Origin of the sequence: Anabaena sp. FACHB-83, assembly GCF_014697485.1 — a bacterium.
GTDB lineage: Bacteria > Cyanobacteriota > Cyanobacteriia > Cyanobacteriales > Nostocaceae > Nostoc_B.
The window spans coordinates 1-25,380 of record NZ_JACJRY010000016.1; the positions used below are offsets into that span (position 1 = coordinate 1).

A 25,380-nucleotide genomic window follows, 5' to 3' on the forward strand; every position below is an offset into this window, starting at 1 on the left:
AAGACTGCGGGAAGCATGAAGAACCTGGGTCAAATGAAGCGTCAAAAATCTCAGGCTACGCTAGGGGATGTAGAAACCCCTGGCTCAAACGAAGTTAGCCAGGGGTAGTTCATAATACTGTATTTCTTTTACCTTGCTAGTTTTTACTTTTGCTGAGAGCGTTTCCAAACTCGCCAACTTGTGTAAGTTAGCAATGAAGTAGCACCAAAAGCATAAGCAATACCACTAGGGATACCAGCTACGGCTAAGGCTAAACTGCCAACCCAGAGCGTGAGTGTATAAATAAATAACACAGTCCAGCGATGAGATAAACCAGCTTGTAGTAATCGGTGGTGTAAGTGACATCTATCTGCTACCCAAGGCAATTGACCACGGCGAAGGCGTGTCAAAATCACTGCTGACATATCTAAAATTGGTACTGCCAAAATTAAATAAGGCAAAATTACGGCGGTAAAAGCTGGAACTTTCACCAAACCAATTACGCCTACAGCCGCTAAGGTGAATCCCATAAAATAAGACCCGCCATCTCCCATAAAGATTTGGGCCGGGTTGAAATTATAGCGAAGAAAACCTAATGCTGCGCCAGCTAAAGCAGCTGCAATTAAGGCTGCGGCTGGTTGGTGCATAAATAAAGACACCAAAAGCATAACTATGGCTGCAATTCCCGACACACCAGCCGCTAAACCATCTAAACCGTCAATCCAGTTGATAGCGTTCACCATCCCCACCAGCCAAATTACAGTGATTGGTAAACTTAGCCAGTTTAGGTCAACTATGCCGATAGTGGGGACTGTGATAAAGTCTATACTTACACCTGCTTTCCACGCGCCAGCAGCAACGATTACTTGTAAAATCAATCTTCCCAAGGGAGATAGATTGAGTAAATCGTCTGCTAAACCAATGAGAAAAAAGCCCAAACCCCCCAAGGTAACACCCCAAATTTGCCATTCTTTGTCAGGCGGTAAATTGGCAAATCCACCTAGCCACCAAACAATGAGTAGAGAAATGAGAGTACCTGCGAAGATAGAAACTCCACCCAGACGTACCATCGGGCGTTCATGAACTTTTCGACCACCGGGTTTATCTACAGTTCCACTTTTTATACCAATGTTTTTTATATCAGGCGTAGTCCAGAGAACGACTACGGCTGCGACCAGGAAGGCAATCAGATGATAAATCTGAGCAGGCATCTGTATTTTAAATTAAGTAGTGGTTAAGACAAAACTCTACCGAGGGAGGGTTCTACTTAATATCTACTACATTTTCGGTTTTTATCAGCAGAAGATTTTTTAGTCAAAAGCTAAAAGGCAAAAGGAAAAACCAATGATTCTTTTGCCTTTTGACTTTTGACTTTTGACTTTATGCTAGTGCGGGTACGGGAATTTGCAGGTGGGGATATAGGGGGAAGCGATCGCACAATGCCCCTACTCGACGTTTACAATCAGCTGCGACTGCTTCTGATTCGGGGTTGAGCAGGCGATCGGCAATAATATCACCAATTTCGGTAAACTCTGCTACACCCAATCCTCTGGTAGTCATGGCGGGAGAACCTAGTCTCAAACCACTGGTAACAAATGGTGATTGGGGATCAAAGGGTACGGTATTTTTATTTGCAGTAATATTTACACCGCTTACCAGTTGATCGGCTTGTTTACCTGTCAAACCAATGGAGCGTAAATCTACAAGCATCAAATGGTTATCTGTACCATCAGATACCAACTTTAAACCACGGTTTTGCAGTTGTGTGGCTAAAGCTCGTGCATTTTCAATTACCTGTGCAGAATAGGTTTTAAACTCTGGCTTTAAAACTTCACCAAAAGCCACTGCTTTACCTGCAATGACGTGTTCTAAAGGCCCGCCTTGGGTTCCAGGAAAAACTGATTTATCCAGCTTTTTACCCAATTCGGCATCTTTAGTTAAGATTAATCCGCCTCTGGGGCCGCGCAAGGTTTTGTGAGTAGTCGTTGTGACCACATCACAGTAAGGAATGGGATCGGGATGTAAGCCAGAAGCCACTAAACCAGCGATGTGAGCAATATCAGCTAGTAGATAAGCACCAACTTCATCAGCAATACTACGGAATTTTTCAAAGTCAATAATCCGAGGATAAGCCGAATAACCACAAATCAACAGCTTTGGACGCTCCCTTAACGCCAGCTCTCGAATTTGGTCGTAGTCGAGTTGTTCTGTTTCTTTACTAACACCGTAGTGACTGACTTGGAACCACTTACCCGAAACGTTAACAGGCGAACCGTGAGTCAGGTGTCCACCATGAGACAAATCCATCCCCATGATTTTGTCGCCTGGTTCGAGTAAAGTCAGGAAAACTGCAAAGTTGGCTTGTGCGCCGGAATGGGGTTGGACGTTAGCATGAGCCGCACCAAACATTTGTTTAGCTCGGTCAATGGCAATTTGTTCGACTTTATCAACAAATTCACAGCCGCCATAATAACGTTTACCGGGCAGTCCTTCAGCATATTTATTAGTTAAGACTGAACCTTGAGCCGCCAGTACAGCCGCAGAGGTGAAGTTTTCACTCGCAATCAACTCTAAGTGGTCGCGTTGACGCTGGAGTTCTTCATTGATTAATCCGGCGATCGCGGGGTCAGAAGATGCAAGAAAATCTGAATTAGTCCTAGTCACTTTAACTATCCTTAGTGGAAATTTGGACAATGGTATTTTTTGGAACTGAGTTTCAAAGTAATAACTCGCAGTCAAAGGTTTACATTGCCAGATTTATTGACTGCCGACTATTCACTATTGGTAGTAACTAAAATTGATTACTTAGCTCCCAGCCCGATTAAGTCCCATTGATGTGTTAATTATTATAAAGCTCTTTCTGGAACATGAACTTAACAGTTATCTAGAGAATACAACAAACATTACTTAACATTGGGTTGAAAATTTATGTATTGAGTTATGACTTCATAACTCAATCTCCGAAAAACTCAACATAAAATAAAGTTAAGGTTCACTGAGGAATCTTTGGCGATTAACCTCATTTTTCTCAAAAACAACTTTAGAGGAGCAGCACAGCCCAACTAAGCAGCTAAACCAAAGCGTCAGAATTCAGGAGCTATAAGGGTTAAAGAATCAGGAACAATATTTGATAAATTTATTTCCTGACTTACTACTGGACTTTATTATTCTGACTTCTGACTCCTGAGTGCTGAATTTTTACACCAAAGCAATTTGGCTTTGATGTAGAACTTGGGTAAATTCTGTCACCAGCAGTTTTTGAGCTACCAACAAAAATTTTTTTAGCTGAACCAAGATCAATAATTTGGAAATTTACAGGAGGTTGTTGGATGTTAGTCATTTTAATGGATGATCAAATCCTTGCTCCTGAGCAGGTGTGTCAGTCTTGTGTACTGGCGAATAGGAGTGGTCAACCCCGGTGGAATGGTGGACAACTGCATTGTGGTCAAGCTATTCGCAAACTCACCGAACAACAACCAGAGCAGTATGAGTGTATCATGGGCTTTCGGATTGCCGAGATTCGCTGATTCTCGCTTCTGGGAGACTAGACAACTGCGTTATCCTAGGCTCAAGTAACTCTGAAAATTCTGCCACAGGAGAACGCAAAATGGCCTGGCGTGGTTCGACAAACGTTTCTGATCGCATTTTTGCTTGTTTACCTTATTTGCTACCTCTAGTTGAGGTTTTTGTATTTAGTAGTGTCTTATTAACACAGTTTCCTATTTTAGGACTGGTATTCCTACCATTGATGCCGTTAATAAGTCTTTATTACAGCGTTAGTTTTGCCGGAATCATAATTTTCTTTGCTTTATGGTTGTTAGTCGTGAGAAACGAAAATATTTCTCATTTCATTCGCTTCAACACCATGCAAGCGATTCTTCTAGACATTATTATCTTTTTGTGTCGGATTCTGACTAACATTGTGGCGCAGATTCCTGGTAGTGGCTTTGCCATTCAAACGTTATATAGCACTATTTTCTTAGGCATCGTAGCAGCAGTAGGATATTCAGTCATCCAGTCGCTTTTGGGACGTTACGCAGAAATTCCCGCAATTTCCGATGCTGTTTATATGCAGGTACGGTAACTGGATGTATGAATTAGAGGCTAGAGGCTAGGGGCTAGTTTTGTGACTCAGCACTGCTTAACGGGCTACGATGGTGTTTTCTAGACGACCAATGCCTTCGATTTCTACTCGGATGCGATCGCCTATGTGCAAAGGGCCAATACCCAATGGTGTACCCGTTAGTACCACATCCCCTGGTATCAGGGTCATCACTTTACTGATGTAAGATACCAAAACATCAGGAGGAAAAACCATCTGATCAATCCCCGCAGATTGTACGGGATTTGGTTCATCGTTGATGAAAGTCTGCAATCTTGCACCTGGATTTAATTCTCGGACAATCCAAGGGCCTAGGGGACAAAAGGTATCAAACCCCTTGGCTCTCGTCCATTGACCATCTTTTTGTTGTAAATCTCGCGCTGTCACATCATTAGCGATTGTATAACCCCAAATTTTGGTTTGAGCTTCTTCTGGGGTGCAGTCACAAGCGCGATCGCCAATTATCAAGGCTAATTCACCTTCATAATCAACTCTGTGAGACTGAAGGGGATATTTGATATTGGCTTCAGTCGCAATAATCGATGTTGGCGGTTTGAGAAAAATCAATGGCTCACTCGGTACAGATGTTCCCATCTCTGCTGCGTGGTCTGCATAATTTTTACCAACCGCTATAATTTTTGAGGGAGCGCAAGGAGACAGAATTTGGTAACTATCGGGTGCTAACACTAAATCTGTTGGTTGTCCCTGTAACCAAGGCGGCGCATCCAACACCTGTACATTCAGAGATAGTTGGAGCAAACCATAGTAAATTTTGCCTTCTGGATTTTGAACTCGCACATAACGCTGTGCCATAACCTTGATAATATCCTTATTGTCTGCAATTAAGAGTTTTAAGCACAAAGAATCTTCAGCAATGAAAGTCAGGAGTTAATAGCCCCCTTTGGGAAGCATACCTGTTGGTTCAGCCAATAGATCAATTAATTTGCGGTTGTTTACCGGAAGAGGCGGGGCAAAAAGAGCCGGGAGCAGGGGGGAGCAAGATTCGGTGATGGGGAGCAGAAGAGAGAATTTTACCCAGTTCCCCTGCGTAGAGCAGGCAAATAGGCACAACATCCCGTCCCCCTCTACCCCCTTTCTTCTCATTGACTCCTTCTCATCCATAAAATAACTTTTGGCTAAAGTACGAATTTCGGCAGATTTTGCTGATGATTCATATAAAAAACTGGTAAAATTATAGTTCCTTGTTGCTTCAGATGTTGAAGTGTACGAATATTCTCTAGGAATATTTGTATCATTTAACGCAAGCAGCCAACTTGTCCAAAAGGGGATTTTCAACTCATGTCCACAGTTTACGAAACAATGTATATCCTGCGTCCTGATCTCAATGACGAACAGGTAGATCAAGCGATCGCTAAATACCAAACCTTGATTCAAGAGCAAGGTGCCGAAAATATTGAAATTCAAAATCGGGGTAAGCGTCGTCTGGCTTACGAAATCAAAAAGCAACGGGATGGAATCTACATCCAACTAAACTACACCGGGCCAGGAACCATTGTTGCTCCTTTAGAACGTGCTATGCGTTTGAGTGAAGAAGTAATTCGCTACTTGACCATTAAGCAAGAAGTTGCAGCACCAGCAGCAGAAAAAGTTGCCGTAACTGCATAGTACAAAATAGTACAAAAAGGCAAACGTAAAAAGCGCAAAGTAGGCGGTGTCGGTTTCCGTCCCGCCTAACTTTGTAAGAAGGCAAACGTAAAAAGAAAGAGTGTTTTTCTTCTCAGTTTTGCACTTGTTTCAATTGCTTGCTTGATTTACGCCATACTGTACTAAGGACATAATTAAGTACCCAGTACTGAGTTTTTATACTACAAAACTCAGTACTGGATACAGTAAAACAAAAATTTTTTTTACCTTTGACTTTTTTGTGCTTCGGTTGGGAATGCTAAATTAACAAGTACTTGCCAAAGGCAGTACGATCGCCGTTATACCTAAGATGATCCAAGATTCGTCAACGGGAGCTGTAAGCCACTGTGAGCCAAACTGACATACCCAACATCCAAGCTCTCTCTCAAGAAGTCTCGCAATTGCGCCAAGAGCTGCAACTGCGAGACCAATTAGTGCAGCAGTTATCTCAAGAACTCTTTCGGCTGGTGAAGGGCAATGCTAATTTCATGCCCCAACGTTCTGAATCAGAGCGCGATTTAAGTCAGTTGCAAGCGTTACGAGAACAATTACAAGCTGTTGAGCAGCAGGTAACTTTTTATCAAGAGCAAATCGCCACTCGTGATGGCGAAATTTATCAACTGCGCCAGTCTGTCCAAGAGTTAACAGACCGCAGCCGGATGTTGGAGCAGGTAGTACAAGAATTACCTCAAATTTATCGTCGGAAGTTTGAGGAACGAATGACTCCCATCAGAGAAAAAGTTGCCGTTCTGCAAAGAGAAAACCGCAAGCTGCAAGCAGAACTGCAAAGTGTCAGCTATCGTTTGGCGCTAAAAACTCGTAACTCCAGCCACAGTGGTATTGACTTACCGAACTTTCCTCGCCCTGCTACAGGACAAGGAAATGTTTCGGCGGTACAAAATGCTTAAAAAAATAAAGCCTGCAATCACAGGCTCTCAAAGTCTTCACTGTTCGTAAGTTGAGACTTTTATTTTATTGACTTTGTGCGGGTGCAAAATTTTAGCCCTACAGCAATCTAGCGATCGCTATCAACATTACAGCATTTTTCATTCCAATGAGGTACGTCAATCCAGCCTCTAGCCTCTATCCCCGATCAACTTGTACTGCACTCAATCGAAAAACGCTGTAATTGTTCTTGTTAGACACTAAGCATTTTTATTGCTAAAATAATAAGTTAACTTGCTAGTGGCAAAGTCTGTTGATTAATCACATTGGTGATGTCTTCGTAAGTGTTAAAAATTTCAAAAACCGAATCCAACTGGGTCAGTTCTAAAATTAACCTTACAGGCGCTTTGGCATTACAAATCACTAATCGACAACCGCATTGTCGGGCTGTTGTCAGTGCTTTAACTAACGGCACTAAACCAGAACTATCCATGAAATCTACTTCTGCGAGGTCAATGACCCAAAGTTGATCAGGCTGGGGTATTACTTCTGCCATACTTTGGCTAAGAGCCATACCACCCTGCAAGTCTATGCTCCCTTGGGGTTTAAATAAAACCACTTGCAATTCTTGTGCGATAGTCATGTATTTATCTGGGTAGTTGAACTACTGGACAAAATGAAAATTGACATCAATACTGCACGGTTCCAAGAATGAAAAACTGCTAACTCGCAAGTGCTGTGAACTTGATTGAATTAGCTTACGTATTCATGCCGTAATAATTTGTACTAACTCTTCTAAATATAGGCACAAACGCCTAGTAAATTCAGTATCAATAATAGCTTTTACAAAATTTTCATAATTTAGCGAGATTTTTGTAAATTTTTCATAAAAAATTTATTGATTTGTTAGAGATACTATGCAACTGTGCTAGTAACGCTTAAAAGCATAATAGTCAATACCAAATAAGTTATAATTATCATCAAGCCTAAGCTATCAGTAAGGCAATATACTGCGGTTTCTATGCCAGTGAAGTAAATTTATCTAACCTCTAACCTCCAGCCTCTAACCTCTGCTCCCTTAAAACTAATAAGAGTTGTTAAAACAGTACGTTGATTGACACTCCAGCCACAAACACGCCAAGATAGAGTAAAGGTAAAAAATTGTAAAGGCGGCGGTGCGGGATGTCTCTTGAATTTATTTCACTAGAAAACATCCAGGAATTTGCTCACCAGTATGGTTACTGGGCAATTTTTTTGGGAATTTTACTAGAAAACTTGGGCATTCCTCTTCCTGGTGAAACCGTCACCCTTGTCGGTGGGTTTCTAGCTGGTAGTGATGAACTAAGTTACTGGTTAGTTGTGGGTGATGCTGTTGCAGGTGCTATGATTGGCGGTGCTTGCGGCTATTGGATTGGTAGACTGGGAGGCTGGCCTTTCCTGTTGCAAATCGGGAAAATATTTAGAATTTCTGAAGAAAAATTACTCAATATTAAAGAGCAATTTAGTCAAAATGCTATTAAAGCTGTATTTTTTGGTAGGTTTTTCGCTTTGTTGCGAATTTTTGCGGCTCCTTTAGCTGGAATTGCAGAAATACCGTTCCCAAAATTCTTCTTATATAACCTAGCAGGCGCAACCACTTGGGCGGCTGTGATGGTGACATTAGCTTTTTTTGCAGGCAGAGTAATTTCTTTAGAACAATTAGTTGCTTGGGTAAGCCAATTTGCGATCGCAGCCTTACTGATTTTAGTTGCTGTGATTGTCATTCCCTTGTGGTTGGAATCCCGACAAGTTAAGCGTGCAGCAGGCGAATAAATATAAGTAAACAGTAAAAAGGCAAAAGTCAAAAGAAAATTTCTTTGGCTTTTGCCTTTTTTTATTTTTATGAAAATTTCAAACTACCCAATATTTTCTGTAAACTAAATAACTACTGCTAATGCCTTCAAAGCTTCCTAACCCGGTAGGAGCCTTGATGAAAGTAGGCAAACTTCATTTAAGACAAAGATATGGCGCTTATAGTTCAGAAATTCGGTGGTACATCTGTCGGTTCAGTCGAACGCATCCAAGCTGTTGCACAGCGTGTCTCTAAAACAGTTAAAGCCGGAAACTCTTTGGTTGTCGTAGTTTCCGCAATGGGGAAAACTACAGATGGACTTGTCAAACTAGCCAACGAAATTTCTCAAAATCCTAATCGCCGGGAAATGGATATGTTGCTATCTACTGGGGAACAGGTGACGATTGCTTTACTCAGTATGGCATTGCAAGAAATTGGACAACCAGCAATTTCCATGACTGGCGCACAAGTAGGAATTGTAACAGAAGCTGAACACACCCGCGCCCGAATTTTACGCATCGAAACAGACCGCCTGTTGCGGCATATTAGAGAAGGTAAAGTAGTTGTGGTAGCTGGCTTTCAAGGCATATCCAGCACTGGAGAGTTAGAAATTACTACCTTGGGACGTGGTGGTTCGGATACTTCAGCCGTGGCATTAGCAGCAGCAATCCAAGCAGATTTTTGTGAAATTTATACAGACGTACCAGGGATTTTAACTACAGACCCCCGCTTAGTTCCCGAAGCCCAGTTGATGGATGCGATTACCTGTAATGAAATGCTCGAACTGGCAAGCTTGGGGGCAAAAGTCTTACATCCGCGCTCAGTGGAAATTGCCAGGAACTATGGTGTACCTTTGGTAGTGCGGTCTAGTTGGACAGATGACCCCGGTACTTGGGTAACATCTTCCAAACCCCAAGAGCGATCGCTAATCAATCTGGAAATTGCCCGTCCTGTGGATGCGGTAGAATTTGATACCAATCAAGCCAGGGTGGCTTTGTTACGAGTCCCCGATAAGCCAGGGGTAGCAGCCAAGTTATTTGGAGAAATTGCTCGGCAAAACGTCGATGTAGACTTAATTATTCAATCAATCCATGAAGGTAATAGTAACGATATTGCCTTTACAGTCACTACACCAATATTAAAACGGGCAGAAGCAGTAGCAGCAGCGATCGCACCCGCCCTGAGAAATCCATCCAACCCCAAATCAGACGAAGCGGAAGTGATGGTAGAACAAGACATTGCTAAAGTCAGTATTGCAGGTGCAGGGATGATTGGCCGTCCTGGGGTGGCGGCGAAAATGTTCGCTACCCTTGCTGAAGCCGGGGTGAACATTCAAATGATTTCTACCAGTGAAGTCAAAGTTAGCTGTGTAGTTGATGCCGTAGACTGCGATCGCGCCGTGGCTGCACTCAGTAACGCCTTTGAAATTGTAGCTAAGGGAGAGACAGAGGAAACAACAATTAGGGAACAAGAAGTATTTCCTTGCCCTCCACTCCCTGCGCCCTGCCCCGTTTCTTCTTCCCCTGTGCGCGGTGTTGCCTTAGACTTGAACCAAGCACGTCTGGCGATTCGCCAAGTTCCTGATAAAGCAGGAATGGCAGCGAAATTGTTTGGCATATTGGCACAGCACAATATCAGCGTGGATATGATTATTCAATCGCAACGCTGTCGCATCATTGATGGTGTTCCCAAACGGGATATTGCTTTTACAGTTCCACGGATGGACGGGGAAACTGCCCAAAAACTGCTAACTCAAGTTGCAGCAGAATTAGGTTGGGGTGAAGTTGTATTAGATAGTGCGATCGCTAAAGTTAGCATTGTCGGCGCAGGGATGGTAGCACAGCCAGGTGTAGCAGCCAAAATGTTTGAAGCGTTGGCGCAACACCAAATCAATATTCAAATGATTGCTACCTCAGAAATTAAAATTAGTTGTGTTGTCGCCCAAGAACAAGGCGTGAAAGCTTTACAAGCGATTCATGCAGCCTTTGGGCTTGCTGGTAGCGAGAAATTCGTAGTGCCAGTATAAACTCAGCCAAACTCAAGGTTTGACGTAATTTTATCTGGGGATTTATTATTCCCTAGATAACTCTTCCAAGCTGGCGACGATTTCGGCAAGGCGATATTCACCACACCAAACTCTATCGAGTTTTTTGAGTTGTTCTAAGCTATTAACGTTTTCGGTTTCGCTGGTTTCCGGTTCTGTCATTGCGGCTAATAAATCTTGGAAGATAATTACTTCATCAAACTGTGGATCGGTTTCGGGATCGTTTAATATAGCTGTGGCTCGCTGCTGTGGTAAGCTTTGCAGAGTATTCAAAATAAACTTTGTGGGAAAGTCAACATCTTGCAGGGCTGGATGGCGCTTGACTAAACCAGCCAGTAAGACCCCTAAATAAGCAGCAGCTTGCTTGTTATTTAGTTGCTTGACTTTATCCGCCGCAATTTTAGTTAAATTTTGATAAAAAGGACAGCCCAATTGCTTTTCAATTGCCACAATCGGATCTGCCACTGCCGAGACTTGCAATTGTGCCGCAAACAGTTTTCGCTGTTCGTGCGGGAGGTGATCGAGTAAGATTTGCTTGGCGCGATCGCTCACAATCATCTCACCATCTAACCCAAAACTAAAGTCCTTTCCCGGTTCTAAACCTGCGGTAACAAGTATATGAAAGACATTATTTTGAGCAGCTTGCTGCATCTGTTGATATCTAAATTGCCCTAGAAAATTAGTAAAAAACCAACTATGGCTGTCAGCATCACACTCACGCAATACTTCATCGACGATCTGGGTTAATTTTTCTTCGCCGATTATATTTTGCGATCGCATTGTTAAGCCTTGGATAGCCGCAGGATCACGCCGACGTAGCGCCTTCAGAAACTGACGCTTGGTCGCAGTTACTTGATTTTGGTTACGTTTGAATAAGTTGATGTTCAAGCTATTTGGCGTTTATAGCAATTCGATTACAACTCTTTTACCGTACTGAGCAATAGCCTGTCATGAGTGATCCCACGGCAATCTTCACATTTTGGAATTATTGAGTAGTTACTCAGTAATCCTCAGATTGACAATTAAAGCTATTGAGAATGGTGGAATATCAAAGTTTTAGCTATACTGCTTTATGCCAGTTCTGAAAATTAATGAGATGAATTAAGAGTATTCTGCATCTTTGTAGATTTTTTGTAACTATTTGATCCCCATAAAAATTATACTGGTAATAATATCAGTATATAATTACTTAAATTCGTATAAAAGCTTATATATGGATGAGCAAATTCTGGGTACACGTTACCGTATCCTGCAATTATTGTACATAGAGGAGTCGGTAAATATCTATCTAGTTGAAGATATTCAAATTCCTAATCAGTTATTTATTCTTCAGCAACTACGCCCAGAAACTCATCATCTGCAAAATTTAGCTTGGTTGCGAAAGTCTTTTTTCCAGGAAGCTAAGATATTAAAACAACTAGCCCAGGAAAATGACAGAATCCAGAAAATCATTGATTATTTTGAATCCAATGAAGAATTTTATCTAGTTCAAGAATTAATTGATGGACATCAATTAGCTGAAGAAATCTTAGTAGGGTTTCCTCTGAGAGAAGACCAAGTTATTAACTTGTTATTAGAAATATTAGACATTTTACTGTTTATACATCGTCATAGTATCATTCACCAAGATATTCAGCCAGAAAATATTATTCGCCGACACTCAGATAATAAATTAGTTTTAGTTGATTTTGGCTCTCTCAAGGAAATGGTGACGACTACAGTTAGTAATTTAGAATATATACCTTTAGAGCAGTTACAAGGACAACCACACTATAACAGTGATATTTACGCTTTGGGCATGATTGCGATCGCAGCAATTATGGGCTTATCTTACGAAGAAGTATCAAGATTACAAAGTCAAAAAAACTTACTAACAGGTGAAATTATCTGGCGTGATCGAACAATAAAAGTTAGCCGAGAATTTACACGCATTATTAATCAAATGGTCAGGTTTGACTACCAGAAACGTTACCAGTCTGTAACCGATGTGATCAATGACCTACAAGAATTAAAAAATCAACAATATCAACCACAAACATTACAGATTCAAAAGTTTAAATTTGTTATTTTCGGAATTGCTAGTTTGTTGGCTGCTATGTTTATCGGCTGGTTTAGCCACTGGTTAACACCAGTTAATAGTGAACAGTTGCTTTATCAAGAAGGTGTCAGTGAATATGAGCAAGGGAACTATCAAGAGTCTGTAGATAATTTAACTCAAACCCTGGAAATCAATCCCCAGAATTCTTTGGCTTATAACCATCGGGGTGATGCGTTTTCTCGCTTAGGAGATTATGAAAAAGCCCAAGCAGATTCGAGTCAAGCAATCGCCCTGAATCCTCAAGATGCTAATGCTTATTATGACCGAGGATTTGCTTTATTCGGGTTGGGTAAATATAAAGACGCGATCGCAGACTACACAAAAGCGATTAAACTTAACTCTCAAAACTCCTACGCTTACTATGGACGGGGTTTAGCGCGGGTGAAAGTGAAAGAATATCAAAGCGCAATACTGGATTTTAATAGAGCGATCGCACTTAATTCTAACGATGGTTTAGCCTATTATCATCGGGGTTTAATCAACGTCCAATTAGGTAAGAAAAAAGCAGCACTGAGAGATTTTGAAAAAGCTGAAAAATTATTTCAAGAACAAGGCGACCAATCAGGTTATAACAGGATAGTCCAAGAAATCAAAGCATTGCAGAAGTAGTTATTTTTGCTTGACAGAATATTTTCATTAAAAATGCTAGAGACTAAAATTATTAACTATCTCTCCCATTTAGGAGACTCAGACTATATGGCTGAGGTTGCGACATCTCCTGATGCAATTGAGACTTTAATTAAAATGCTGCAAAATCATGACCCAGATGTTGTTGGTTATGCTGGGCTATTTATTACAGATTTTGTCTTGAGTTGTTCTCGTAATGAGACTTGCAAAATATCTTGGGAAACACAATTAGAACCTGTAATTATTCCTGAGTTAGAACGTCTTGTATTTGTAGAAAATCACTTTATTCGTAGACAAGTAATTTATACCCTAGGAAAGATATGTAGTTATGAGAGTGTCCCTGTTTTACTGCAAGCATTTTATGAATATAGGGAAAGTGATCCGATTTTATTACCACGACTCCTAGGTGAATTATTCTGGCTTGGTGTAGAAAATCGTTCGGATATACTTGCAAGTATGGTGAACAGCCAATATTACACAACACGCTGGGCTGTTATAAATTTACTAGGAGAATTTATGTACAATTCAGCAAGTGAACAGGATGCAACTTTTTCTATGAAATACAATTTTTCTGATAAATTGCGGAATGACTCACATCCACTTGTACAAGCAGAGGCTGAATATGAATATCAATTATTAGTATTACAAAATCGGAAAATGCAAGAAAATATGTCTAAATCAGATTATAAAAAACAGAGAAAAGATTTGAAAAAGTTAGAACCATATTTTTGCTTTTCTGATGTTGTTAATTTATTCTCTTATTATATGTCTACTAACAATCTTTTCACGTATACTATGCAAGAGTTAGAAACATTTATCGATAACAAAATTCAACAATTATAACTTAGACAATAATACTATTTTCCCTAAAGTTCGTTAAAATTACCTTAAATCGTCTAGAACATTAAGTAGGTGGACACAATTATTTAGAAGACGCATTTCGACTTCTCCCCAAGGGAGACGCTACGCGAACGCTCAATGCTCGATCCTTGAGAAGACGAGGGTTGAGCGCAGTCGAAACCCGGCAACTTCAAGTTAGGTTTAATTTAGTCCTTCTACTTATCCAGAAAATGTATATTTAAAGAAAAATAGTCAATATCTTCACATTGAAGATGATGATTCAGTTTATAAAAATTTCACGGTCGATGGGTTGTGTTTGCTCTGAAATTGCGATCGCAGCATCAATATTTTCCCTGAATATCCTCTACCTATTCAGCTTTAACACGATCATCCTCTTTCTCTCGCTTTTTCAGGTGATCTGCGTGAAAATTTGCCCAAACCCAAATTACCAAGCAAGAATTTCTGGTAAAAAAACTGATCTGGTTGGGGAAGAAACCAGGATAATAAAGCATAATTAACCTTTATAGCTGAGAGCAACCACCATCAGCCAAGATGGTTCAGACTCCAAGCTTTTGATTCAACTTCAGAAATTCACTATGAGTACAGAAAATCTCAATCTTGCGCCAGCGTTACGTGTGGGAGTACTGGGTTTTGGTGGACTCGGACAAGCAGCCGCCAAAGTACTTGCTGGTAAACGAGAAATGACTTTAGTAGCAGTGGCAGATCAAAAAGGCTATGCTTACGCTGCGGAAGGGTTAAATTTTAAAGATTGCATTGCCATTTATCAATCTCAAGGTTCTGTAGGTTATTTAGAACCAGTCGGGACATTAACAAACAACAGTATTCAAGATTTAATTGATACAAATCAACCTGTAGATGGGTACTTTTTGGCATTACCCAACCTACCCAATGATTTTATTCCTTCCGTAGCGCGGCAGTTTATTCAATCTGGTTGGCGCGGTGTGTTAGTGGATGCAATTAAGCGTACCAGTGCGGTAGAACAGCTAATTGCGATGAAAGACGAACTACAAGCCGCAGGTATTACCTACATGACAGGATGTGGTGCAACACCAGGACTGTTAACTGCTGCTGCTGCTTTAGCCGCCCAAAGCTACGCCGAAATTCACAAAGTCGAGATTACCTTTGGTGTCGGTATTGCTAACTGGGAAGCTTACCGCGCCACCGTGCGAGAAGATATCGGTCATATACCCGGTTATACCGTAGAAACTGCACGGGCAATGACTGACGCAGAGGTAGAAGCATTACTGGATAAAACCAATGGCGTGTTGACCTTAGAAAACATGGAACACGCCGATGATGTGATGTTAGAGTTAGCTGGAATAGTATCACGCGATCGCGTTACTGTTGGCGGTGTAGTGGATACCCGCAATCCCAAAAAGCCCCTCAGCACCAATGTTAAAGTTACAGGGCGCACCTTTGAAGGAAAGATTTCTACTCATACCTTTACATTAGGTGATGAAACCAGTATGGCAGCAAACGTCTGCGGCCCAGCTTTCGGTTATCTCAAAGCGGGAATGCAACTACATCAACGCGGTATTTACGGCATATTCACCGCAGCTGAAATCATGCCTCAGTTTGTGAAATAAGCTGCTGGAGGTATTCCTGTCAAGGTACATAAAAATTCTCGAAAACTTTACTTATCGTCTCTTTCCTTTGTGTCTTTCTTGGTTAAACAAATAGCTGATAGAGAAACAATAAATTTTTCGAGCTACCTTGACAGGGCTAATACTAAGGACTTGATGCAGAAGCAATTTGGCAAGTTGCTCGTGTTATAATCCGAATCTATAACGCCGCAGATATCTGGTAAGTTGTGCGCCGCAAAGGAGATTCATAACTTGGCTCAACTAGAAGAAAATCCTCAAAGTAGTTCACACAAAACCATTTTAGTGTTAGCATCCAGCCCAACAAATGGAGCTAGATTACGCCTAGATCAAGAAGTCCGGGAAATTGACGAGGGTTTGCGAAGATCGCAGCACAGAGACAAGTTTAATTTGCAGGCAAAATGGGCTGTTACTCCTGATTCTTTGCGTCGTGCTTTGTTGGAATTTAATCCAGAGATTGTTCACTTTTGCGGACATGGTTCGGGTGAAGATGGACTAGTTTTGGAAGACGATACAGGTAAAGGTCAACTTGTCCCCATCCCAGCTTTAGCAAACTTATTTAAACGATTTGCTCCACGAGGGTTAGAGTGTGTTGTTCTCAACGCTTGTTATTCTGAGATTCAAGCAGATGCGATCGCTGAATACATTGATTATGTGATCGGGATGAATGACAAAATTGGAGACAAGGCAGCAATTAAGTTTGCAGTTGGTTTTTATGATGAGTTAGGTGCTGGTTGGTCGTATGAAGATGCTTATTATGGTGGTTGTGATGCGATCTCATTGCAAGGAATCCCGGAGGAACATACCCCAGTCTTCAAAAATGTAAAAAAAAATCCCAATTAAAGGCACAAAATCCGATTGATGACTTAGTACAACAAGTGCGTCATCGTCTCCACGATGATATTCAAAGTTCGCATGGTGTAATGCCTTTATGGGGAATAGACCGTTTGGTTTCTTTGGGCGATTTATTTGTAGATGTAAATATCCTGGAGTCACTCAGCAGCAACCACAGGTCGGAACTAGATGATTTATGGCAGGATTTTACAAAGGGTAATTTTAGCGATCGCAGTTTAGAACGAATTGGTTTAGGTAGACAACAGCAACGCATATCAGGGTTAGCTGCGCTGGAACGGAATACAAATTTGATGGTAGTGGGTAAACCTGGTTCGGGGAAAACGACGTATTTGCAAAGAATCGTCACCGAATGTAATGATGGCAAATTAAAAACACAGCGAATTCCCGTATTGATTAAACTGCGGTATTTTGTGGAGGATGGAAGTCAGTATGGATATAACTTAGAGCCGTTTTTAGCGCACCTTTGGCGATTGAGTCATGTAGACGTTGAATTAATCCTCAGTCAAGGACGAGCCTTGGTATTGCTGGATGGCTTGGATGAAGTGACAGGGGAAGCAGCAAAGCAAATCGCCAAAGAAATTAAGCGTTTCGCCCGTGTTTATCCGCAAGTACAGGTAGTGGTGACTTGTCGGACGCAAACTCTACCAGACTTATTGGATTGGAAATCACAACACTTCACCTGTGTAGAAGTAGCTGATTTTAATGAGGAGCAGGTGAGAGCATTTGCAGCGCATTGGTTTAGTACGGTGTATGCAGATGCGGAAGAGGGTAATAAACAAGCGCGAGAATTTTTAGAACAGTTGTTTCTAGAGGAAAATAAGACAATTCGAGAACTTGCGATTACGCCAATTTTGCTAAGTTTGACTTGTGCAGTCTTCCAGCAAACAAGGAAATTTTACTCCAAGCGTTCCAAGTTATATGAAGAAGGATTGGAATTACTCTTGGAAAAGTGGGATCAATCGCGCTCAATTGAGAGGGATGAGATTTATCGAGATTTATCTGTGGAACGTAAGTTGGAGCTTTTAAGCTTTTTAGCAGTGAAGAAGTTTGTGCAGCAACAGTATGTACTGTTTGAGCAGGAGGAGTTAGAAGGGTATATCGGAGAGTTTTTGGGAATTGAACAAAGGGAAAGTCGAGGGGTTTTAAAAGCAATTGAGTCTCAGCATGGCTTGTTGATTGAACGAGCGCAGAAGGTGTGGTCGTTTTCACATTTGACTTTTCAAGAATATCTTGTTTCAGAAGTGTTGACTCGGAACTATGAACCTGTCAATTTAACTACTCAAAAAACATCAGCTAACATCTCACAGTATATAACTGAAAAGCATTGGAGAGAAGTTTGCTTGATGACAGCAGAGAAGTTAGAAGATCCATTCAACTTTCTCATAGATATACAAAGCAAGACAAATGAATTTATTAAATCAGATGAAGATATACAAAGTTATATGCAATGGGTTTATGACAAATCTAATTCTATCGGAATGCCTGATATATTGGTAGCTTTAAGGGCATTTTATTTTGCCTTTTCAAAAACATATCGCTGTCCTTTTATAAGAGATTATGATGATGATTATGAAATAATTTATGACGGATTACCCCACCACCAATTTTATCACCCGAAGGCTTCAAAATCTAAATCTTTTCCTATGGAATCGTCTATCTCTTTTGGGCTTTCACTATATCTTGGTTTGAATCTGGGTGTTGGGGGTGGTGGTGCTTATAAATCTTCAATAGGTACAATATCATATTTAATAAAATACGAAAACAAAAATGATTTACCAAAAAAATTTAAGATTGATTTTTGTGTGAAAGTTGTTATGGATATAGTTGAATATTTATCTCAAGGCGTTTATGTTAGCGAATCTGACACAAAACAGGAACTAGATGTTTGTCATTCTGAAGTAAAGTCTATAATTCAAAATATATGTGAGCTTGATTTTGCTTCACAAACAGCCGAATTGATAAAAATTAATGAGCAAATTCCAGAAAAAATATCATATAGTGTGTGGTGCAAAACAGAAAAAAAAGAAAAACTAGAATTATTAAGAAAATTTTGGCTAGAAAATGGCAAGAGTGTGCTTAAAAATCTAAGAGAAATATTTATTAATAGTCATCAAATTAGACATGATTGGCAATTTAGTGATATGCAAAAAGAAAAACTTGAACAATACTATTCCTTAAATAAACTTCTTTTAGATTGCTTGAGTCAAAGCGATATTGACTTAGATCAGAAAAAGACAATTGAGGCAGGGCTTTTACTCCCAAACACTGAAATTGAAAAACGCAAACGTGAAACAGCCGAGTAAAACATTTTATGGCAATCGACTCAAGCTGACTGATGCTCCTCTAAAGAGGCTTCATAAGCAGCGATTTCTGCATCTAATTCCTGTCGATATGAAGCCATATTTTCGACAAAATCATCAAAAAGCGGATCATCTTGGAAAACACCTGCAAACTTTACTAAGTCTAATATCTCCTAGAAGAAACAACTTCACAGCAATACTATAATTTTAATTGATTATCAGCCTCGGCTGTCATACCTTGTACTGTTAAAACTCTATTCCCTAGCCTCTAGCCCCTCTTCCTCTCTTCGTTCTTCTTCCAATAGCAAATATGATGTTTGCATCACAAATGGCAACTCTGCACCGATAAGACCTCGTTGAATGCGTTCTGATGTTTCACTAAACACTACAAACAACGGATATATAGTATTTGCTCCTTCACTTAATATGTGACTATGGCGAGGTGGCATTAACCATTCATAGTCTTGATCTAAGAAAATTTGGGTTTGTCGCCAACGTCCCAACAAATCAGAAAAGTCTTCATGGGGGCGGTGAATAAAGATTAAGATTTCGGCTCCTGTTTTAATTTTCCATTCTGGATCGCACATTAAAATTGCCACATCACAGGGTAGACAAATTGCCTGGGGAACCTCGGAAACAGTTTTACGCAGACGAACAATAGGTAAAGGAATAGTAATTAAGCTTTCATCTGGGCGACGCAAACTAGGAATCATTTCTAGGTATGGTCGATGTTGTTTGAGGAGAGCGATCGCCGCTTGATGATTGCTATACTCTGCCAAGCTGGCTTCATAGTGAGATTTCTGTACAGGCATAATTTTATAAAGTATGAAGTATAAAGTGTGAAGGATGAAGTATGAAACTTCATCCTTTCGCTTTTTATCCCAGCTTTTCAAACACCTTGAATAACGGCAAATACATCGACATCAAAATAGTACCAACCATACTTCCCAAAACCAAAATCATGATTGGTTCAAGAACACTAGTGAGAGCTTTTACCGCTTGCTCAACTTCATCTTCATAGAAGTCAGCAACTTTCATTAACATCCCATCTAATTCTCCCGTTTCTTCCCCAATACTAATCATTTGGATTGCCATTGCCGGAAAGACATTTGCCTTTTGGAGAGCAAGACTAATCATCCCGCCTTGTTGAACTTCTAAACGAGCGCCATCTATCGCATTCGCAATAACTTGATTTCCTGATGTATCTCGGACAATTTCTAGGGAAGTCAAAATCGGCACGCCTGAACGAGTCAAAGAACCAAAAGTCCGGCTAAATCTAGCTACGGAAGATTTTTGAATCAAATCACCAAATAAAGGCATTTTTAGAGATAAACGATCAATAGTTTCTCTGCCAACACGAGTTTTATAGTACTGACGATAGGCAAATTTTGCTCCAACAAAAGCACCAATAATAATGAAAACTCTCCAACTTCTTAAAATTTCACTACATGTCATCAAAAATTGTGTTAAAGGAGGTAATTCTGTACCTATTTCCGTGAATATTTTTGCAAAAATAGGTAAGAGAAAAACTGTCATCCCAACAAAGATACTAACAGCAATAAAACCTACCACCGTTGGATAAGCTAGTGCGGATTTAATCTGGTTTTGTAGTCTCGCTACATCTTCTAGTAACTTCGCTAAACGATTGAGTACTTCATCTAAAACACCCCCAACTTCGCCAGCTTGAATCATACTGACATACAAACCATCAAAACAGTCAGGATGCTTCCGCATAGAATCGGAAAGATTGACACCACTCTGCACATCATTACTAATATCAATGAGTGCTTGTTTCATCTTTGGATTGGTACACTGCTCTGCCAGTACCCCCAAACCTCTCACAATGGCAACACCCGCATTGACTAAGGTCGCAAGTTGTCGAGAAAAAACCGCTTTTTCTTTAATTGGAACCTTAACAAATGAATTCTTAATTTTTTGGAAATCAAAACTGAGTGGCAAGCCTTGAGATTGTTTGAGTTCTTGAACTAAAAAACCTTTATCTCTAAGATTAGTCCGGGCTTCGGCTAGAGATTCAGCAACGATTTTTTCAGTTCGAGATTTTCCTTGAGGATCTCGAATTTTGGCGATGAAGGTTGGCATAGATAGATGAATTCAAAATTCAAAATTTTAAATTTGGTCAATCAGCAATAATTAATAGCCAACTAATAATTGACTATTAATTATTACTTGTCTGATTCAACATGAAATTTTAGTGAGCTTTAGCAGCACCAGGTTTTGCTCCGGCTGGGGGTGTTGATGCCCCAATCAAACGTTGAATTTCATCGGGCTTGGAAGTCTTAGACATTGCTGCTTCAAAAGAAATTGTTCCGGCTTTGTAGTAATCAGCTAAAACTTTCTCCAGAGTTTGCATTCCTAACTTACCGCCTGTCTGAATTGCTGAGTAAATCTGTGAAGTTTTACCTTCTCGAATCAAGTTAGAAATAGCTGGAGTCACAATCAAAATTTCTTGAGCCATGACTCGACCGTACTCCCCTGGTTTGGGGTTTTTCTTCGGTACTAAAGTTTGGCTAAATACGGCGACGAGGGAGTTAGATAACTGTACCCGTACTTGGGTTTGTCTTTCATGAGGGAAAACGTCGATAATCCGGTCAACTGTTTGGGCGGCGGAACTAGTGTGTAGTGTGCCGAATACCAAGTGACCTGTTTCTGCGGCGGAGATTGCCAAAGAAATTGTTTCTAAATCCCGCATTTCCCCCACCAGCATAATGTCTGGATCTTCCCGGAGGGCAGCTTTTAAGGCGTTAGCAAAGCTCTTTGTATCTTCGCCCAACTGCCGTTGGTGAACTAAGCTTTTAATTGGTTCGTAGACAAATTCAATTGGGTCTTCTACCGTCAAAATATGTTCGGCTTTAGTACGATTAATCAAGTCAATGATGGCGGCGAGAGTTGTTGTTTTGCCAGAACCTGTAGGGCCTGTCACCAAAATTAAGCCTCTGGGCTTATCTGCCATTTCTCGGACAACATCTGGTAAACCTAGTTTTTCAAAGTTAGGAATTTTGGAACTTAAGGCTCGTAAACAAGCTGCATAAGAGCCTCGTTCTTTGTAAACATTCACCCGAAAACGTGCCAAACCCTTTACGCCATAAGAACAATCTAATTCCCAGGTTTGTTCTAGAGTTTTACGCTGGGTATTATTGAGCATACTAAAGATTAATCTTTGGCATTGATCATTAGTCAAGACTTGATCGCCAATGGGTGTGAGTTTACCACTAATGCGGAAGTAGGGAGGCAAGCCAGCAGATAAGTGCATATCCGAACCACCCATTTCAATCATTTGTTCCATCAAGTCTTCAATCATCATTTCCATAGTTCTGCTTCCTTTGTGTTAGTTGTCCTTCGTCAGTTGTCAGTTGTCATTTGTCATTGGTGTTTACTAATGACTATTGGCAATTGACCAATCATTAATCTTGAAATCTGGGTGTCATACAGTAGGGACAATCCAGCCATTCGGGTTTGAGTTCAGCACTACAAGTTCGACAGGTCAGGCCTGTCTTACGTTTGGCTTTGAGTTCTGCTTCTAAGCCTGTATCGGTAAACGTCACCCGATCAACTTCTTCTAAGGTGGTGGCTCCTTGACGTACTAAATCTAAGCTGTAGGCCAATAGGGTTTTCATTCCTTCTTCTACAGCCACTTCTTTGATGCGTTCTGTAGGTGCTTCTTGGTTAATCAAGGTTTGGAGGTTTTCTGAGACACGCATCACTTCATACACACCACAGCGTCCTTTGTAACCAACACCATTACAGCTTGGACAAACATGATTTGTGGCTTTGGCATCGGCTAAGGCTTCTGCTGTCAAAGTATTCGCTTTATAGAAAGTAAGTTCCACATCTTGGGAAGCAGATAGACCATAGCGAGCTAGTTCTTCTGTTGTGGGAGTGTAGGGAATGCGACAGTCAGAACAGACTCGCCGCACCAAGCGTTGTGCTAACACACCAATTAAGGAACTAGAAACCATGAATGGTTCAATGCCCATTTCACCTAAACGAGCGATCGCACCTGGAGCATCGTTAGTGTGTAGAGTAGTTAATACTAAGTGACCTGTTAACGCCGCCTCAATCGCTGTTTTGGCAGTTTCTTTATCCCGCGTTTCCCCCACCAGCAACACATCCGGGTCTTGGCGCAAAAAAGCCCGCAGTGCTGTGGCAAAATCCAATCCTTTTTCTCGAATTACCTGTACTTGAGTAATCCCTGGCAAACTATACTCAATCGGGTCTTCAACTGTACTGATATTAATTCCCGGTGAGTTCTTTTCTGCCAATGCTGAGTACAAGGAAGTTGTTTTCCCAGAACCCGTTGGCCCAGTTACCAAAATCAGACCAAAGGGACGACTCACCATTTCCTGAACAATACTCAAGGTTTCAGGATCAGTAATTAACTTATTCAATCCCAATTGAGTAGAAGAGTTATCCAAAATCCGCAGTACAACCTTTTCCCCATAGCGACTGGGCAAGGTATTCACCCGGAAGTCTACCTTTCTCCCTTCAAACATCCGCCGGATGCGTCCGTCTTGAGGGACACGTCGTTCAGCAATGTCTAAGCTGGCAATGATTTTAAATCTGGCTGTGACTGCTGGAATAATTTTTTTCGGCAAGGGATCGAAGGCTTCACGCAATACACCATCTTTGCGAAACCGAACCCGGAGGTTTTCTTCTTGCGGCTCGACGTGAATATCCGAAACCTTCTCGTGCAGTGCTTTAGCTAGAATCCGGTTCACCAAGTTGATGACAGGAGCATCTTCCGCACCCTTCATTGCTGATCCCAAATCAGCTTCCATCTCGTCGGGAGCGTCATCTAAGCCTAAATTGCCGAGATTTTCTAAATCTTGATTGATATCTGTAAACTTTTCTTGTTCCAGATGTTTTTGCTTCACCGCTAAATCATCCAAATATTGGTTGATTAGCTGCTGATAATCTTCTTGAGTAATCACCATGCGCTGCAATGCCAAACCTTGGGGGCGCAAAATGCGATTCAGATCATCGGAAGCTTCTAAGTTATCTGGATCGACCATTGCCACTAAAACGCTTGGTGGGTTTTGGTCTTCGTTTTTTGATAGGGGTACTAAACGATGGCGACGGCAAACATCCACTGGGATCAGAGTTTCAATCAAGCTCCCGACATTGGTATTGCCAATTGTATTGATTTCCGGATCAAGGGAATCAACGCCGTATAGTATTTTAAGTTCAAATAGCTGTTGTTTTTTATACTGTCTAAGAAATTCCGGCGATAGTTGTCGCCCAGTGATCGACTCCAGCACTTCCGTCAGGGGTCTGCCAGATTTGCGGCTTTCAATCAGTGCCTGTCTCATCTGTTCGCTATTAACATAGCCAGATTGCACTAGCTTACTGCCGAATGGCGAAAACTCTGTTCGGGTCGTGAGAGCGGTACTGCGCCGTTGTGGTGACGATTGAGTCATAGGTGAGCAATTAGTAGGGGAAAACCTCTGCTTAGAGTATTCCCAAGCTACGGCTCAGAATTTTCATTTAAACTTAATAAAATTTCTAGGAAGTCTAAAATTTATACTTCATACTTTATCCTTGGTCGTTCGGCTTCCCGTCCTGAGAGAGTATGCGCTAATATATTCACCATTTGTCACAATAGGATGACGGTGATATCACTTCCAGAACTATGTTGACAATCAAATCTCCTTCCACAGTGATTTATTGTCCACAAGAGGATCTGGAATAGACCATGATGGACGAAAATAAACAGGTAAACAATACAAGCCAGCAATTGGGTGAACCAACAGAGGTAAAGCAAGACATGATGAGCGACTCCCCAGCCCAAATCAACTCCAACGAATCTGGCAGCGAAGTTACTGAGCAAGTGGCAGCCACAAGCAATGTATCAGGAGATACGGCTGCGCTCAATCAAGAAGATGGCTTCGCTGCTACTGAGAAAACACCAGCAGACACGGCAGCTTTGACAGAATTGACTCAACAAATAGAGTCTCTCAAGGCGCAGGTAGAAGAACGTAGTGGTCAGTACATGAGGATTGCGGCAGATTTTGAAAATTACCGCAAACGTACTAGCAAAGAAAAAGAAGACCTAGACGTACAAGCGAAGCGGAATACAATTTTAGAATTACTGCCAGTGGTCGATAATTTTGAACGGGCGCGAGCGCACCTCAAGCCACAAACTGACGGTGAGATGACAATTCACAAAAGTTATCAAGGAGTTTATAAACAATTAGTGGATTGTCTGAAACGGTTGGGAGTATCACCGATGCGTCCAGAAGGTGAACAGTTTGATCCTAACCTCCATGAAGCAGTAATGCGCGAACCTACGGATGAACATCCAGATGGAACAGTGTTAGAAGAGTTAGTACGCGGATATTATATAGGCGATCGCGTGCTACGTCATGCAATGGTCAAGGTGGCTGCTCCGAAGGAGGATACACCATCTGCACCAGAGGATCAGTCGAGTCCAGCCAACAGTTAAAATTAAAAGTTAAAAGTTAAAAGTCAAAACAAATCATACTATTAACTTTTGATTTTAATTTTCTAGAAGGAAGGATGTAAGGGTGTCCAAGTT

General features: G+C 41.1%; 22 protein-coding genes. 12 read left to right on the plus strand and 10 right to left on the minus strand.

Annotated elements, in window-relative coordinates; genetic code table 11:
- Positions 1 to 143 precede the first annotated feature (143 nt).
- Positions 144 to 1,190: a glycosyltransferase family 4 protein gene (locus H6G79_RS19110; protein ID WP_190591463.1), complete on the minus strand. Its 1,047-nt coding sequence runs from the start codon at positions 1,188 to 1,190 to the stop codon at positions 144 to 146.
- A gap of 169 nt (positions 1,191 to 1,359) precedes the next feature.
- Positions 1,360 to 2,643, minus strand: coding sequence for a serine hydroxymethyltransferase (gene glyA / locus H6G79_RS19115; protein WP_190591464.1), 1,284 nt, complete (start codon positions 2,641 to 2,643; stop codon positions 1,360 to 1,362).
- 665 nt (positions 2,644 to 3,308) lie between these two features.
- On the opposite strand from glyA, the gene H6G79_RS19120 reads away from it, so the two are divergent.
- Positions 3,309 to 3,506 carry a hypothetical protein gene (locus tag H6G79_RS19120; protein WP_190591465.1) on the plus strand — a complete coding sequence of 66 codons (198 nt, stop codon included), beginning with the start codon at positions 3,309 to 3,311 and terminating at the stop codon, positions 3,504 to 3,506.
- An 80-nt stretch (positions 3,507 to 3,586) separates the two neighbouring features.
- Positions 3,587 to 4,063 carry a Tic20 family protein gene (locus tag H6G79_RS19125; RefSeq protein WP_190591466.1) on the plus strand — a complete coding sequence of 159 codons (477 nt, stop codon included), beginning with the start codon at positions 3,587 to 3,589 and terminating at the stop codon, positions 4,061 to 4,063.
- A 57-nt stretch (positions 4,064 to 4,120) separates the two neighbouring features.
- Here H6G79_RS19125 and H6G79_RS19130 read toward each other — a convergent pair whose 3' ends face one another.
- Positions 4,121 to 4,894 carry a fumarylacetoacetate hydrolase family protein gene (locus H6G79_RS19130; protein ID WP_190591467.1) on the minus strand — a complete coding sequence of 258 codons (774 nt, stop codon included), beginning with the start codon at positions 4,892 to 4,894 and terminating at the stop codon, positions 4,121 to 4,123.
- Positions 4,895 to 4,969: 75 nt separating this feature from the next.
- Positions 4,970 to 5,377 (minus strand): hypothetical protein, encoded by a 408-nt coding sequence (locus tag H6G79_RS19135; protein ID WP_190591468.1) that lies wholly within the window; start codon positions 5,375 to 5,377, stop codon positions 4,970 to 4,972.
- A 3-nt stretch (positions 5,378 to 5,380) separates the two neighbouring features.
- On the opposite strand from H6G79_RS19135, the gene rpsF reads away from it, so the two are divergent.
- On the plus strand, positions 5,381 to 5,707 hold the full coding sequence (gene rpsF, locus H6G79_RS19140) for a 30S ribosomal protein S6 (protein ID WP_190591469.1): 327 nt from the start codon (positions 5,381 to 5,383) through the stop codon (positions 5,705 to 5,707).
- 365 nt (positions 5,708 to 6,072) lie between these two features.
- A complete protein-coding gene (locus H6G79_RS19145; protein ID WP_190591470.1) occupies positions 6,073 to 6,633 on the plus strand; it encodes an Npun_F5560 family protein in 561 nt (186 codons plus the stop codon).
- A gap of 266 nt (positions 6,634 to 6,899) precedes the next feature.
- Here H6G79_RS19145 and H6G79_RS19150 read toward each other — a convergent pair whose 3' ends face one another.
- Entirely contained in the window at positions 6,900 to 7,253 is a 354-nt protein-coding gene (locus tag H6G79_RS19150; protein WP_190591471.1) for an STAS domain-containing protein, read from the minus strand.
- Positions 7,254 to 7,792: 539 nt separating this feature from the next.
- Here H6G79_RS19150 and H6G79_RS19155 point away from each other — a divergent pair.
- Together H6G79_RS19155 and H6G79_RS19160 are read left to right on the plus strand one after the other, a co-directional pair.
- Positions 7,793 to 8,422 carry a DedA family protein gene (locus tag H6G79_RS19155; RefSeq protein WP_190591472.1) on the plus strand — a complete coding sequence of 210 codons (630 nt, stop codon included), beginning with the start codon at positions 7,793 to 7,795 and terminating at the stop codon, positions 8,420 to 8,422.
- 191 nt (positions 8,423 to 8,613) lie between these two features.
- Complete coding sequence (locus H6G79_RS19160; RefSeq protein WP_190591473.1) at positions 8,614 to 10,467, plus strand: aspartate kinase; 1,854 nt, start codon at positions 8,614 to 8,616, stop codon at positions 10,465 to 10,467.
- Positions 10,468 to 10,512: 45 nt separating this feature from the next.
- Here H6G79_RS19160 and H6G79_RS19165 read toward each other — a convergent pair whose 3' ends face one another.
- Positions 10,513 to 11,373, minus strand: a complete 861-nt coding sequence (locus H6G79_RS19165; RefSeq protein WP_190591474.1) for a hypothetical protein — start codon at positions 11,371 to 11,373, stop codon at positions 10,513 to 10,515.
- A 325-nt stretch (positions 11,374 to 11,698) separates the two neighbouring features.
- Here H6G79_RS19165 and H6G79_RS19170 point away from each other — a divergent pair, with 325 nt between their 5' ends.
- The 5 genes from H6G79_RS19170 (at position 11,699) to H6G79_RS19190 (ending at position 18,830) form a co-directional block, all read left to right on the plus strand.
- Positions 11,699 to 13,192, plus strand: a complete 1,494-nt coding sequence (locus tag H6G79_RS19170) for a tetratricopeptide repeat protein (RefSeq protein WP_190591475.1) — start codon at positions 11,699 to 11,701, stop codon at positions 13,190 to 13,192.
- Positions 13,193 to 13,225: 33 nt separating this feature from the next.
- Positions 13,226 to 14,053: a HEAT repeat domain-containing protein gene (locus tag H6G79_RS19175; protein ID WP_190591476.1), complete on the plus strand. Its 828-nt coding sequence runs from the start codon at positions 13,226 to 13,228 to the stop codon at positions 14,051 to 14,053.
- A 593-nt stretch (positions 14,054 to 14,646) separates the two neighbouring features.
- Positions 14,647 to 15,657, plus strand: a complete 1,011-nt coding sequence (locus H6G79_RS19180) for a saccharopine dehydrogenase-like oxidoreductase (protein WP_190591477.1) — start codon at positions 14,647 to 14,649, stop codon at positions 15,655 to 15,657.
- A gap of 249 nt (positions 15,658 to 15,906) precedes the next feature.
- Positions 15,907 to 16,515, plus strand: a complete 609-nt coding sequence (locus H6G79_RS19185; RefSeq protein ID WP_199334003.1) for a CHAT domain-containing protein — start codon at positions 15,907 to 15,909, stop codon at positions 16,513 to 16,515.
- Between the two features lie 35 nt (positions 16,516 to 16,550).
- Positions 16,551 to 18,830 carry an NACHT domain-containing NTPase gene (locus H6G79_RS19190; protein WP_190591478.1) on the plus strand — a complete coding sequence of 760 codons (2,280 nt, stop codon included), beginning with the start codon at positions 16,551 to 16,553 and terminating at the stop codon, positions 18,828 to 18,830.
- A gap of 251 nt (positions 18,831 to 19,081) precedes the next feature.
- Here the strand turns inward: H6G79_RS19190 and H6G79_RS19195 are convergent, their stop codons facing one another.
- From H6G79_RS19195 to H6G79_RS19210, 4 genes are all read right to left on the minus strand, one after another.
- Positions 19,082 to 19,639, minus strand: a complete 558-nt coding sequence (locus H6G79_RS19195; RefSeq protein WP_190591479.1) for a hypothetical protein — start codon at positions 19,637 to 19,639, stop codon at positions 19,082 to 19,084.
- Between the two features lie 64 nt (positions 19,640 to 19,703).
- A complete protein-coding gene (locus H6G79_RS19200; RefSeq protein WP_190591480.1) occupies positions 19,704 to 20,927 on the minus strand; it encodes a type II secretion system F family protein in 1,224 nt (407 codons plus the stop codon).
- Between the two features lie 109 nt (positions 20,928 to 21,036).
- Positions 21,037 to 22,155, minus strand: a complete 1,119-nt coding sequence (locus H6G79_RS19205; RefSeq protein ID WP_190591481.1) for a type IV pilus twitching motility protein PilT — start codon at positions 22,153 to 22,155, stop codon at positions 21,037 to 21,039.
- A gap of 94 nt (positions 22,156 to 22,249) precedes the next feature.
- Entirely contained in the window at positions 22,250 to 24,262 is a 2,013-nt protein-coding gene (locus tag H6G79_RS19210) for a GspE/PulE family protein (protein ID WP_190591482.1), read from the minus strand.
- Positions 24,263 to 24,537: 275 nt separating this feature from the next.
- Between H6G79_RS19210 and grpE the strand changes: the two genes are divergently transcribed.
- Positions 24,538 to 25,287 carry a nucleotide exchange factor GrpE gene (grpE, locus tag H6G79_RS19215; protein ID WP_190591483.1) on the plus strand — a complete coding sequence of 250 codons (750 nt, stop codon included), beginning with the start codon at positions 24,538 to 24,540 and terminating at the stop codon, positions 25,285 to 25,287.
- The last annotated feature ends 93 nt before the right edge of the window (positions 25,288 to 25,380 follow it).

Excerpts from the sequence above, each read along its gene's own strand:
- H6G79_RS19110 (WP_190591463.1), bottom strand. The coding sequence starts at position 1,190 with ATGCCTGCTCAGATTTATCATCTGATTGCCTTCCTGGTCGCAGCCGTA.
- H6G79_RS19120 (WP_190591465.1), top strand. The coding sequence starts at position 3,309 with ATGTTAGTCATTTTAATGGATGATCAAATCCTTGCTCCTGAGCAGGTG.
- H6G79_RS19125 (WP_190591466.1), top strand. The coding sequence starts at position 3,587 with ATGGCCTGGCGTGGTTCGACAAACGTTTCTGATCGCATTTTTGCTTGT.
- H6G79_RS19130 (WP_190591467.1), bottom strand. The coding sequence starts at position 4,894 with ATGGCACAGCGTTATGTGCGAGTTCAAAATCCAGAAGGCAAAATTTAC.
- rpsF (WP_190591469.1), top strand. The coding sequence starts at position 5,381 with ATGTCCACAGTTTACGAAACAATGTATATCCTGCGTCCTGATCTCAAT.
- H6G79_RS19150 (WP_190591471.1), bottom strand. The coding sequence starts at position 7,253 with ATGACTATCGCACAAGAATTGCAAGTGGTTTTATTTAAACCCCAAGGG.
- H6G79_RS19155 (WP_190591472.1), top strand. The coding sequence starts at position 7,793 with ATGTCTCTTGAATTTATTTCACTAGAAAACATCCAGGAATTTGCTCAC.
- H6G79_RS19160 (WP_190591473.1), top strand. The coding sequence starts at position 8,614 with ATGGCGCTTATAGTTCAGAAATTCGGTGGTACATCTGTCGGTTCAGTC.
- H6G79_RS19170 (WP_190591475.1), top strand. The coding sequence starts at position 11,699 with ATGGATGAGCAAATTCTGGGTACACGTTACCGTATCCTGCAATTATTG.
- H6G79_RS19175 (WP_190591476.1), top strand. The coding sequence starts at position 13,226 with ATGCTAGAGACTAAAATTATTAACTATCTCTCCCATTTAGGAGACTCA.
- H6G79_RS19180 (WP_190591477.1), top strand. The coding sequence starts at position 14,647 with ATGAGTACAGAAAATCTCAATCTTGCGCCAGCGTTACGTGTGGGAGTA.
- H6G79_RS19195 (WP_190591479.1), bottom strand. The coding sequence starts at position 19,639 with ATGCCTGTACAGAAATCTCACTATGAAGCCAGCTTGGCAGAGTATAGC.
- H6G79_RS19200 (WP_190591480.1), bottom strand. The coding sequence starts at position 20,927 with ATGCCAACCTTCATCGCCAAAATTCGAGATCCTCAAGGAAAATCTCGA.
- H6G79_RS19205 (WP_190591481.1), bottom strand. The coding sequence starts at position 22,155 with ATGGAAATGATGATTGAAGACTTGATGGAACAAATGATTGAAATGGGT.
- H6G79_RS19210 (WP_190591482.1), bottom strand. The coding sequence starts at position 24,262 with ATGACTCAATCGTCACCACAACGGCGCAGTACCGCTCTCACGACCCGA.
- grpE (WP_190591483.1), top strand. The coding sequence starts at position 24,538 with ATGATGGACGAAAATAAACAGGTAAACAATACAAGCCAGCAATTGGGT.